The 12826-nt window shown below is 42.1% G+C and carries 10 protein-coding genes; 4 read left to right on the forward strand and 6 right to left on the reverse strand.

Features of this window, described 5'->3' with window-relative positions:
- Positions 1 to 93: 93 nt before the first annotated feature.
- Positions 94 to 3915: a methionine synthase gene (gene metH, locus AC1XUD_RS12140; RefSeq protein WP_483361271.1), complete on the reverse strand. Its 3822-nt coding sequence runs from the start codon at positions 3913 to 3915 to the stop codon at positions 94 to 96.
- 199 nt (positions 3916 to 4114) lie between these two features.
- On the opposite strand from metH, the gene AC1XUD_RS12145 reads away from it, so the two are divergent.
- From AC1XUD_RS12145 to AC1XUD_RS12160, 4 genes are all read left to right on the forward strand, one after another.
- The gene (locus tag AC1XUD_RS12145) at positions 4115 to 4594 is read left to right on the forward strand and encodes an Lrp/AsnC family transcriptional regulator (protein WP_483361272.1); all 480 of its coding nucleotides are present in this window, start codon (positions 4115 to 4117) and stop codon (positions 4592 to 4594) included.
- Between the two features lie 330 nt (positions 4595 to 4924).
- On the forward strand, positions 4925 to 5539 hold the full coding sequence (locus AC1XUD_RS12150) for an RNA polymerase sigma factor (RefSeq protein ID WP_483361273.1): 615 nt from the start codon (positions 4925 to 4927) through the stop codon (positions 5537 to 5539).
- Positions 5529 to 7046 carry a hypothetical protein gene (locus tag AC1XUD_RS12155; protein ID WP_483361274.1) on the forward strand — a complete coding sequence of 506 codons (1518 nt, stop codon included), beginning with the start codon at positions 5529 to 5531 and terminating at the stop codon, positions 7044 to 7046. The genes AC1XUD_RS12150 and AC1XUD_RS12155 overlap by 11 nt, the downstream gene beginning before the upstream one ends.
- Positions 7047 to 7144: 98 nt before the next feature.
- Positions 7145 to 8035 (forward strand): Ppx/GppA phosphatase family protein, encoded by an 891-nt coding sequence (locus AC1XUD_RS12160; protein WP_483361275.1) that lies wholly within the window; start codon positions 7145 to 7147, stop codon positions 8033 to 8035.
- 29 nt (positions 8036 to 8064) lie between these two features.
- Here the strand turns inward: AC1XUD_RS12160 and AC1XUD_RS12165 are convergent, their stop codons facing one another.
- The 5 genes from AC1XUD_RS12165 to AC1XUD_RS12185 form a co-directional block, all read right to left on the reverse strand.
- Positions 8065 to 8427: an SxtJ family membrane protein gene (locus tag AC1XUD_RS12165; protein WP_483361276.1), complete on the reverse strand. Its 363-nt coding sequence runs from the start codon at positions 8425 to 8427 to the stop codon at positions 8065 to 8067.
- Positions 8428 to 8490: 63 nt separating this feature from the next.
- Complete coding sequence (locus AC1XUD_RS12170) at positions 8491 to 8640, reverse strand: DUF5989 family protein (protein ID WP_483361277.1); 150 nt, start codon at positions 8638 to 8640, stop codon at positions 8491 to 8493.
- A 72-nt stretch (positions 8641 to 8712) separates the two neighbouring features.
- A complete protein-coding gene (locus AC1XUD_RS12175; RefSeq protein ID WP_483361278.1) occupies positions 8713 to 9834 on the reverse strand; it encodes an SGNH/GDSL hydrolase family protein in 1122 nt (373 codons plus the stop codon).
- Between the two features lie 30 nt (positions 9835 to 9864).
- Positions 9865 to 11727, reverse strand: coding sequence for a carbamoyltransferase family protein (locus tag AC1XUD_RS12180; protein WP_483361279.1), 1863 nt, complete (start codon positions 11725 to 11727; stop codon positions 9865 to 9867).
- Between the two features lie 373 nt (positions 11728 to 12100).
- The gene (locus AC1XUD_RS12185; RefSeq protein ID WP_483361280.1) at positions 12101 to 12487 is read right to left on the reverse strand and encodes an acyl-CoA thioesterase; all 387 of its coding nucleotides are present in this window, start codon (positions 12485 to 12487) and stop codon (positions 12101 to 12103) included.
- Between the last annotated feature and the right edge of the window lie 339 nt (positions 12488 to 12826).

Here is a 12826-nt window from a genome sequence, read left to right on the forward strand (position 1 = left end):
TATATTTACGCATAAGTCACAGGAGAGCCAGAAATCAATAAAAAAGGAGGGTAGCCGAAACTACCCTCCTTTTTAACACACCATCACTCCTTGCTAATATCCAATTATTGGCGCTAACCAACGTTCCATTTCCTCAAGGCCCATACCCTTTCGGGCCGCATAATCAACAACCTGATCCTTATGAATTTTCCCAACAGGAAAATACCGGCTTTCAGGGTGCGAGAAGTACCATCCACTCACACTACTCGCCGGGTACATAGCATAGCTTTCAGTTAATGTGATACCAATATTCTCCGCGCCAAGGAGTTCAAATAACTTGCTTTTTTCAGTATGATCCGGACAAGCAGGATACCCCGGAGCAGGCCGGATTCCCATGTATGACTCCTTAATCAAATCCTCATTAGCCAATGATTCACCCGCTGCATATCCCCAGAACTCCTTTCTTACCCTCTCATGCATCAATTCCGCAAGCGCTTCAACCAAACGATCCGCCAGAGCTTTTACCATGATGCTGTTATAGTCGTCATTATCTTTTTCGAATTTGTCTAAAAGAGGTTCGATTCCGACACCAGCGGTTACTGCGAAACCTCCAATATAGTCGGTATGACCACTTTCAAGCGGCGCGATAAAGTCGGACAAACAATAATTAGGCAAATTTTTGGCTTTTACGGTTTGTTGTCTCAGGTGATGCAACACAGCCATATTATCGGCGATCAACTCACCTGCATCTGACTTTTCACTAAGACCTTTACTGATCTTATATTCAATATGTTGGTGTGAGCCGTGCCGTTCACATGAAACTTCTGTAACATTCTCCTCAAAATGATGCAATATCACATCGTCCTGAATCGAGTTGGCCGGCCAGAATCCGATTACTGCTTTCGCTTTCAACTCTTTGTCCCTGATGATTTCACCCAACAAGATCGCCGCGTCCTCATATAACTTCATTGCCTCGGCGCCGACCACCTTATCATCAAAAATTTGTGGGTATTTTCCGTGTAACTGCCAGGTTTGGAAGAACGGAGTCCAGTCGATATACTTCGCAATATCAGCCAAGTCATAGTCGTCGAAAACCCGCGTTCCCAAGAATTGTGGTTTAGTCGCTTTGAAATTTGTCCAGTCGATTGGCGCTTTATTTGCTCTAGCTTTTTCGATCGGCAAATGTTCTTTCGCACCACCTCTTTTCGAGTGGTCGTCTCTCAACTTGGCATATTCAGCCTTGATATCCACCAAAACCTGCTGCTGACTCTTATCACTTTGGATTAATTTCCCGGCAACGGGCACCGATCTTGACGCATCCAGAACGTGAATTACCGGACCGGAATAGCTCGGATCAATTTTTACAGCCGTATGGATTCGAGAAGTTGTGGCTCCGCCAATCAGTAACGGCGTAGTCATTTTCCTTCTTTCCATTTCCTTGGCAACACTTACCATTTCGTCGAGGGAAGGAGTTATCAATCCAGATAATCCGATGATATCTACATTGTGCTCCACGGCAGCGGCCAAAATCTTATCTAAAGGCACCATTACACCGAGGTCAATGATCTCGTAATTGTTACACCCCAAGACAACGCCAACAATATTTTTACCAATATCATGCACATCTCCTTTCACTGTTGCCAGTAATATCTTTCCGGCAGAGCTTGATTCAGACTTTTCAGCCTCAATATAAGGTTGTAGATATGCAACGGCCTTCTTCATCACCCTTGCTGATTTCACAACTTGAGGAAGAAACATTTTGCCTTCCCCAAATAAATCACCAACAATACTCATCCCATCCATCAATGGCCCTTCAATTACCTCAAGCGGTCTTTCGAACAGATGACGGCACTCTTCTACGTCCTCATCTATAAAGTCAGAAAGACCTTTTACCAATGCATGGGATATTCTTTCTTTTACAGGAAGCTCTCTCCATGACAAGTCCGGGCCTGACTGCGTTTTACCTTTGTCTTTTACAGTTTCAGCATATGCCACCAATCGTTCAGTCGAATCGGCCCTGCGATTAAGCAACACATCCTCAACCAGTTCCAATACATCTTTTGGTATCTCATCGTAAATACCAATTTGTCCGGCATTCACAATACCCATATCCAATCCAGCCTTGATGGCATGATAAAGAAAGGCTGTGTGAATGGCTTCGCGAACAGGCTCATTTCCCCGGAAACTGAATGATACGTTTGAAACACCACCGGAAACCTTTGCATATGGGAGGTTTTCTTTAATCCAACGAACCGCATTGATGAAATCGACAGCATAATTATTGTGCTCTTCCATCCCTGTCGCAACCGTCAGGATATTCGGATCGAATATGATATCTTCCGCCGGGAAGCCAACTTCATCCACCAGTATCCGGTATGCACGTTCACAAATTTCTTTACGACGCTCGAAATTGTCAGCCTGGCCTTTTTCATCAAATGCCATTACAACAGTTGCAGCACCGTATCGAAGAACCGTTTTGGCCGATTCTATAAATTTCTCTTTTCCTTCTTTTAATGAAATCGAGTTTACAATTGATTTTCCCTGAACACATTTCAAACCCGATTCAATCACTTCCCATTTCGAGGAGTCGATCATCAACGGAACTTTTGAAATATCCGGTTCAGCGGCAATCAGGTTCAAAAACGTTTTCATTGCCTCCACCCCATCGATCATCCCCTCATCAAGGTTGACGTCAATTACCTGGGCCCCACTTTCAACCTGCTCGCGGGCGATACTCAGGGCTTCATCATATTTACCTTCACGGATCAATCTTGCAAATTTCTTTGAGCCAGTCACATTACATCTCTCACCAATGTTGACAAAATTGGTAAGCTTTGTCACTTTCACTGGCTCAAGTCCTGAGAGTTTCATTACCGTTTCTCTTTCGGGAAGCAATCTCGGCTGGTGTTTCGCAGCTAAATCAGCGATCACCTTGATATGCGCGGGTGTGGTTCCGCAGCATCCACCGATGATATTAACAAGACTATCTTTTAAAAATCCATCAATTACCTCACCCATCTGTTCGGGCGACTCGTCATACTCACCCATTTCGTTGGGCAAACCTGCATTCGGGTGAGCAGACGTGAAGAATGGCGATTCGTTGGCGAGAATTTGAACATATGGCCTCATCAAATCTGCACCGAGGGCACAGTTTATACCAACTGAAAGCAAAGGCAAATGTGAAACGGAAGTCAAAAACGCTTCAGTAGTTTGGCCAGAAAGCGTGCGACCCGATGCATCAGTAATTGTACCAGATACCATAATCGGGAGCGATTCACCCTCTACATTCCTCCACGTCGCCAGTCTTTCAACTTTTCCGTTCCTGGCGTCCACAAAGAATTTATCAATTGCAAAAAGTGCGGCTTTTGCATTCAATGTATCAAATACAGTTTCAACCAGTAAAATATCGCTACCGCCGTCGGTAAGACCTTTAATCTGCTCGTAGTAAGCTTCAACCAACTGATCAAAACTTATCGCACGATAACCTGGATTGTTAACATCCGGAGACAAGGATGCTGTTCTGTTGGTTGGCCCCATTGATCCGGCTACGAATCTCGGTTTGTCAGGATTTTTGGCGGTATATTCATCGGCTACTTCTCTGGCAATACGAGCTGACTCATAGTTTAGCTCATATACCAATTCTTCCATTCCATAATCGGCCATCGCGATTGTAGTCCCCGAAAAGGTATTCGTCTCTGCTATATCCGCACCTGCTTCAAAATATGCTGCATGAATTTCCCGGATCACATCGGGACGGGTCAGCGACAATAAGTCATTATTGCCTTTAACGTCATGACCCCAGTCCTTAAATCTTTCTCCGTGATAATCGTAATCCTCCAGCTTATAACGCTGTATCATCGTCCCCATCGCACCATCAAGTACCAGAATGCGATTCTTAAGAACTTCCCGGATATTAACTTTTTGTGTAACTGTCATTATTTTCTACTGTATGTGCCATTTCAAAAACATACCTACACTTGATCGCGCAGGTATTCTCAATTTACAAATTTACCTTCAATAGATGATTTGTTCCAAAAAATTAAAAAAAACAGACAATAAATCTGGTCTTTTTTCCTGTTATAAACTAAACATCTATATACTTGTATGTTTTATAGTGAATAAAGATATTCTATCTATGTATAACCTTGACGAAACAGACGTAAAAATCCTGCATCTCCTACAACAGGATTCAACGTTAAAAACGCGGGAATTGTCCGAAAAACTCAATTTATCGTATACTCCTGTATATGAGCGCGTACGGAGATTGGAAAAAGAGGGAATTATAAAAAGTTATGTGGCGCTGGTAGACCGCGAAAAAGTAGGCAAAAAGCTGATGGCCTTTTGTAATATCGCGTTAAAGGAACACTCAAAAGTGATGGGAGAAAAGTTTGTGAAGGCTGTTTCGGCAATGTCGGAGGTGATGGAATGTTTTAATATTTCCGGCGATTACGATTTTTTACTTAAGGTAGTTGTAGAGGATATGTCTCAGTATCAGCAATTTCTGATGCAAAAACTTGGATCACTGGACAATATTGGGAGTACACACAGTTTATTTGTGATGGGTGAGATCAAGAACTCGACTCAGCTTGAAATGAGGTCGATCAAAAATAAATAAAGGGTCGAAAAATCCGACCCTGTATTCCAACTCACCCCTAACAAAATTTTCCTTCTATTATCTTGACCCGTCTTAATCACAGTTAGTGGTCGGGCAGTCAAGTATATGATTATGTCAACTGTTATATAGCGGTAACCATCCTTACTACACCCAATCTGTGCCTGCCGGTAACCTCTTATAATCCACAATACGCCTGCCTCGCAGCGTGTGTTGCAGGCAATGAAATTTTTTCAAAACAAAATTTTTCGAATCCATTGCAACACTTTCAATATTAAGCACGTATGATAAGCAGAAGGTAAACGTATCCCTGACAAACCTGAGACCCTAACTTTGTTATTTGGCAAAAAAATATCCTTTGATGAAAGCGACTTCAACTCGGTCGTTTCTGCATGCATGGCGGGCAATAACCAGGCACAGAGGTTTTTATATAAGCAGTATTTTGGCTATTCAAAAAGTATCTGTCTTCGGTATACCTCCACGACTGAGGAAGCCGAGGAAGTATTAAACGAAGGTTTTTTAAAAGTGTTTAACAATCTCAACAGATATGACGCTTCGCACCCGTTCAAGGCATGGCTAAGAACGATTATGGTCAACACTGCGATCAGCTATTATCGTAAGCACAAAAAACATAGCGAAGACGTATTTTCACTCGAAGATGCACCACAAGTAAGTTTTGACGACGATATTGTCGGTCAAATTACTGCTGATGAGATTCTTGGGTTAATCCAGGAGATAAAACCTGTTTACAAAAACGTTTTTTTAATGTATGTTGTAGATGGATATAATCATAGAGAAATTGCTGACATGCTGCAAATAAATGAGGCAACTGTAAGATCTCATTATGTAAGAGCCCGCGCTCGACTTCAGCATTTAATCAAACAAAATTACCCGAATCTCTTCCCGAGTGACTGGACTGTAAAGACATTTAAAGGCAATGAAAACTGATAAGTTTGGAGATACTATACGCCGAAAATTAGAGGGCATTTCCCCCGAGTTCCAAGAGAGCGACTGGGTTGGCATGCAGAATTACATGCGCGCTAATGTACCGTCCACTTTTTGGCAGCGATATGGTAATTGGATCGGATATGCGGCGGCAGCGACAGTAACCTCACTGATGGCTTTTGGCTATATCCACCAGCTTAATAAAAACACCGAGCTGGTGAGCGATGTGAAAGTATTAAAAACTCAGATTGAAGATGTTAGACGCATTGCGAACGCCGCTCCAACCAGAGACACAGTATATATTGTTCAAAAAGAGTTCGTCAACCAACCTACTTTTTCGCAGTTACCAGAACAAAGGTTAGAATTGGCTAAAACAATTGAGCAGCCCGAGGAGATCAGTGATTTGTCCGAAAAAAATATGGATGAGAATACTGGCACTTCCAACAATGAAATCGCTCGAAAATCGGGAAGCGGGACTTCCCACGATTTCGAACCCAATACGGTCAAGGGCCGAATTCAGAAAGAATCGATATCTGATAATGCTACTCGACAAGATATAACCCGACTCGCTGATTCAGGAGAGAAAGCACCTGATATAAGTTCGTCTTCAACAGAAAGTAGCAATACGCTTATTGCTCAGAATTCTTCACAAAGTTCCGCTGTAAAAATGGATTTCGAACAGTTGAACATGAGCGTTCCTGAGCCAGCCAATACTGCCTATAAAATGAATTATGCACTGCATAATCGCATAGCACCAAGGCAGGTGAAAAGAGCGCTACACATTCCGGAAACACGAGTTTCTTCCGAAGCCGTTCTTGCAAAGAATACGACAAAAACAGAATCTGGTCAAAAAGAGACTAGCGTAAAACAAACAGAAACAGTCATTCCGAAATTGCCGATCAAAACCCCTTACCGCTTTGGTGCAGGGATGCAATTTGAAAAAGGAAGTCGCGGTACAACCGTTCTTGGCGAAGTATTAGTTGGTAAAAAATTCTCCATCACTACAGGACTTACCTGGTTGAAAGTAAAATCGATGGAGTTTTATAACGAAAGGGTTTTCCGGGAAAAGAATAAGCAGGATTTCAAGAGAACCCACCCTGAGCAGGTTCCGCAACTGGTGCAGGTTTACAATATCAATGTCGAGCCTACAAGTGTACAAATACCTCTTACTGTTGCATTTAGAAATACCATCGCTCATAAAGTGGACTATTATGTGAGCGCAGGAACCAACATTACAATTAAATCCAACGAAAAATATTCATTCGACTGTGTTCCGATGGGCCCAGGTCCGGCAATAGGTTTTTTCAATAAGTCATTTGAAAACAGAAAGGAAATTTCACCCATCAATTCGGTTAACGTCGCTTTGGGAATTGAGAAATCATGGCATCCGATCGTGCTGCAGGCCGAAGGATATCTATACACATATTTTACTCCGTTGAGCCCGATGAACAACAAAACCGGACCCGGATTCAGATTAAAATTGCTCTATCAGATCGGCAAGAAATATTGAGCCAAAAGCGATAGAAATACGAATCACCTCAGGAATTAGAGTTTTTCATAAAGAAAAGCTCTAATTTTGTTTTTTTCCCATAGAGACTAGTCCACAATTTGAAATTTGCAGCAATAGATATCGGATCCAACGGAGCACGTATGCAGATCTCGTCCGTTTTAAACGACGAGGGTGTTGTCCGCTTCAAGAAAGTTGAATACGTACGTTTCCCACTCCGTCTCGGCCACGATGTCTTCACCCAAGGCAAAATATCCGCAGTTAGTGAAGACCGTATGATTAAGTTGATGTTGGCATATCAGCTATTAATGGAACTTCACGAGATCGATGATTACATGGCTTGCTCCACCTCCGCGATGCGTGAATCCGAAAATGGGACGCTGGTCCGTGATAATATAGAACAACGAACAGGGATTCATATCCAGATTATCGACGGTCAAAGGGAAGCTGAACTGGTTAACAACGTGGTTGTTCAGTCACTGGGAGAAGGGCAGTATATACACATCGACGTGGGTGGTGGTAGTACAGAACTCAACGTTTATAAAGATCGCAAAAAGATCATAGCGAAGTCCTTTAAACTAGGGTCCGTTCGTCTTTTGGAAGGAAAAGAATCCAAAAATTCATGGCAAAAAATTAAAGAATGGATCGAAGACAATGTCGACTATTCTATGCCGATCCAAGCCGTCGGAACGGGAGGAAACATTAATAAGCTATTTGATTTGTCTTCCAAACTGACAGAAAGCTCGAGTAGTCTGGAGGAAATCCAGAAGATGAGAGACTACATTGCTCAATTCACATTAGAGGAACGAATTAATAAACTACAGCTCAATCCCGACCGTGCTGATGTAATTGTCCCTGCTGGGGACATTTATACTTCGGCAATGCGCTGGGCTGGTGCAGAGATCATCCATGTGCCCGACGTGGGTTTAAAAGATGGCATGCTGCAGCTGCTATATGAGCGGGCTTGCCGCAAAAAAAAGGGCTTAAAATAAGCCCTTTTGATATATTCCTTAATGAAAACCTACCAAACCTGCTCCAAATCCTTTGAAGTGTATTTGTGATTACGTGTATGAAAAACGCTGTCTCCCGATTCCTTTTTCAATCCTAATGGATTCTTCTTTCCTATTTTTGCAATAATTGCCACTGGAAACAGCACGACAAAGAATACTGCAGAAAGAAGTATCTTCCCATTGATGGCGCCTAATACTTCGGCGATTTTATACCAGCCTTTTACGATAAGGTCACCGGCAACAGGAATAGCCAGACTAACGACACCTACCAGAGCCGCTGCAATCAGGAAATAATGGGATTTAAAAATAAAGTATAACACTACCAGACCGGTAACGATCACCAACTGGGCTTTAATTTTTTCGGATTCAGTCATCTTTTAAATCAATATAAAGCGAGCCTGGAATTAGCTTCCAGACTCGTTTCGCTTGTAAATTTTTTAAAACAAGGTGTAAATAAACGGAGCCACTGCCGAGCCACCACCTATGACGATCAAAACGCCTATCAAAAGTAAAACCAAAATAACAGGAGCCAGCCACCACTTCTTACGCTCCTTCATGAATGCCAGCAAGTCAGTCAAAAAATCCATAACTTTTATTATCTAAATGAATGTCAAAGATACTATATTAATTATCAACGGATTAAACGCAATCCGATTGTATTACTTTTTCTCCATAGCCTGATAAAGCCGGTCAGCGATCAGGTGATTGAGTGTCGCGCTGCCATGACCATCATTTTTGCCAACTACGCGCTCCTTTTCTGGAATTTTAGCGATGCCGTCGTTGAGCGTAATAACGCTTACTCCGTTGCTTTTCAGATAGTTTTCCACAGGTTTAGTATACCCCGCACTTTTGTCCAATTGGAATAAAAATGGAATAAACACGGTATACATTTTCGCCTTAGTACTGTCTTTGTAAGCAACAATTTCGGACATATCCCGAAGGTGTGCGTTTAACACCGTTGTGTCGGTGTATGCAGTTTGAACAAACTTTTCAAATGTACTGAAACCTGTGTGAGGTAATTGCCAGTAGATGAAGTTTGGTAGATAAAAATGCCTTACGATCGTCGCCGATATGCCTTTCAAATCTGCATATGGCTCCGCACCGGAAAGAGATAATCCCTTTTCACGCCCCACTCTTTCCACGTCATTTGGGAAATATTGCAGTACAATGATATCCGGCTTTACAGGAAACTCTTTTAAACGTTTAGCCTCGTCGCGTGTATCAGCCCCGGAAACTCCAAGATTATATACTTCAAATTTATCCTTCCCCAGCTTTTCTTCCAGTATATTAGAAAATCTATCGTTTACGTCTTCCAGTCCATGACCAGCAGCGAAAGAATCTCCTACGACCAAAACTTTGGTTTTCCCGGATTGCTTTTCAACTTCCTTATCATGATATCCCAGAGCATTTACAGGATTCCAGTATTTTTCCCACCAAATCTGCGACGCCTTTGAAAGAACACCTTCGTGGCTTTGCGGGACATACATAAATATGATTTCCAGGAAAATAAGCGTAACGATCAATGGAACTGTGATAGTGACAATGTTCGCCACCAATCCTTTTGCCTTTGATTTGACAACGCCATAATAGAATATCCGCAGGATTTCGATCACCAGCAGCAGCCAGAAGGCTACCTTGGTCAACCTTATATACCAACTATCGCTCTGTGGAAAACCGGGATAATCGAACTTAACATGATATCGTTCGGGATAAAAAAGGAAAACGAAGATGAGCGCCAGAAACACTAATCTTACAATACTGGAAACAATTTTTGACGCCATACTTAATTCGATTTTTAATTCACACAGATTTTAGTCCAAGACAAACTCTTCCTTCCAGTTGTCTTTTTCCATCCATTCCGGTTGTTTTTTCTTATCGAAAATGTAGTTACCTACCACCAGATAATCCATTTCAGTGCGCATAAAACAACGATAAGCATCATTTGGAGTGCAAACGATAGGCTCCCCACGAACATTGAAGCTGGTGTTTACTACAACCGCATATCCTGTCAGCTCCTTGAAAGCATTAATTAGCTCCCAATACTTCGGATTTGTCTCTTTGTGAACCGTTTGTATCCTCGCAGAATAATCAATATGCGTAATCGAAGGCAGATCGGACCTTTGGAAATACAGTTTTTCTCTTAAATCCAATGAACTATAATTTTCCGGTACCGGTAACCTTCTGCTCTCCGCAACCGGATGAACCAGCAACATATAAGGCGAAATGCCGTCGTAATCAAAATATTCAGCACTGTGTTCTGCCATAACAGACGGAGCAAAAGGTCTGAATGACTCTCTGTATTTAATTTTAAGATTCAGTTTTTTCTGCATTTCAGCGTTCCTTGGATCGCCCAAAATGCTTCTTCCTCCTAATGCACGAGGACCAAATTCCATTCGTCCCTGAATCCAGCCGACTACATTACCCTCAGCCAATAATTTCGCCGCGTCTTTCGACAAATCTTTGAAATTATCGTATTGAGTATAAACGGCTTTGTATTTTTTTGCAGTCAATTCAACTTCCAGATCAGAGAAAGTCGGGCCTAAATAAGACCCACGCATTGCATCGGCTGTCCAGGTTACTTTACGCTCCTGACCGAAGAATATATGATATGCTGCCTGAGCCGCACCCAAAGCGCCCCCGGCATCACCTGCAGCCGGTTGAATAAAGATATCTTTGAAAATACCCGCCTTCTGAAGTTTACCGTTTGACACGCAATTAAGCGCAACGCCACCGGCCATACACAGGTAGTCAGCACCCGTAATTTTTTTCGCCTCGCGAGCCATTCGAAGAACAGCCTCTTCTGTAATATTTTGGATAGCGAGCCCAAGATTACAGTGAATCGCCTCAAGCGCATCTTCAGGTTTTCTGGTTTTGAAACCAAATAATGCCTCCCATTTGTGCTCATTCACCATCTTTAGCCCTGTAGCATAATCAAAATATTCCTGATCGAGCCAAACAGAACCATCTTCCTTAAGTTCTACGAGTTCACTTAAAATAATATCCTCGTATTTTCTAATATCAGGTGAGGTAGGATCTCCATATGGAGCCAGCCCCATCAGCTTGTATTCCCCCGAATTCACGCGGAATCCAAGAAAATAGGTGAATGCAGAATATAGAAGTCCTAATGAGTGAGGAAAACGAAGTTCTTTCAGAATACTGATATCCTTTCCTTCCCCAAGGCATATTGAGGCTGTCGCCCACTCACCTACTCCGTCGATGGTCAATATCGCTGACTTTTCAAACGGAGACGGATAATACGCACTGGCAGCATGTGAAAGGTGATGTTCCGGAAAAAGCATTTTTACTTTTTTCTTCTTATCGTATCCCAGCTTCTCCAATTCCTCGTTGATCAGCCTTTTCAGAAACATTTTTTCCTTGATCCAAACAGGCATCGCCGTCAGGAACGACCGGATGCCTTTGGGTGCAAAAGCATAGTATGTTTCCAGTAGTCTTTCGAATTTGAGTAATGGTTTGTCATAAAAAACAATCGCATCTAACTCATTGATTGTCAGACCACCATATTCCAGGCAAAATTTTACAGCATTGGATGGAAAGCCAGGATCGTGTTTTTTCCTGGTAAATCGCTCTTCCTGAGCAGCGGCCACAATTTCACCATTATCAATTAATGCTGCGGCAGAATCGTGGTAAAAGGCAGATATACCTAAAATCTTCATTAATGGAAATTTATTTTTCAACGTGCCAAACTACTGCTTCGACACTTATCCAATTTTATTTTACAAGAAGCTGCGGTCCTAATCGTAGCTTCCCGATTTCTCATTTTTTGGAATGGCTTGCAAATATCCTAAACTAATTGTCAAATCACCTAACCAATTGGCAAATCGAGCAAATATTTTACTTATCGTACTGTCTGTCAGGCTCCGTCTCAATGTCAGTCGAAGCCGGTAATCAAAACAAGTTTTAGCAATTTTTAATGATACTGCGGGTGATTTTCTTCCGAGAGACGAGTTGATACGTAGATTTAGGGGTTTCGTTTCCTAGTTGGGGAGGATTTAATTATAGATTGCAGATTTCAATCTGGCGAAATCATCAGTAAATGATCTTGGTGGGCTTATGATCCTCGTCCAGCGCCACAAACGTAAACATTCCTGAAACTGCCTTTTCGCGTCCTTCATGGTACATCTGCTCAACAAATATGTCCACACGGACCTTCATGCTTGTATTGCCGACGTGTTCTACTTTTCCTACCAGTTCGATAATCGTCCCTGCAGGAATAGCGTGCGTGAAATCGATCCGATCGGAAGAAACAGTTACACATCTTAACCGGGAAAATCTGGTCGCGGCAATAAATGCAACCTCGTCCATCATAGACAATGCAGTTCCGCCGAAAAGTGTATCGTAATGATTGGTATTGTTGGGAAAAACGGTCTTAAATACCCTTGTTATGGATTCTTGTATTCTTTCTTCCAATGTCATAGTTAGAGTGATTAAAGCTTCGGTTAAAGTTATGATTTGTTTTAACACAAAATACCCAACTGAAACCAAATGGAATTTGATATTATCCCGCCGAATATAAGTTCGTCAGTTCGGGATTAAAACGCAATATCGCCCTTTTTTGCTTCAGGAAGGCTCTTTAAACAGGATTTCAGGAGCGCAACCCAATTTTCCGAATTTCTATTTTGATCCAAAATGAACACTTGCACATTTTTTCAGAGCTGGTAGTCAGATTCTCATATATTTTTTGGGCGAGAAACCTGATCATATGCCTAACGAAAATTCGAGTATACTATGTTGATGGATTGCTAAATGTGAACG

The sequence above is a fragment of the Dyadobacter sp. HNCC25DJ184 genome (genome assembly GCF_056895215.1).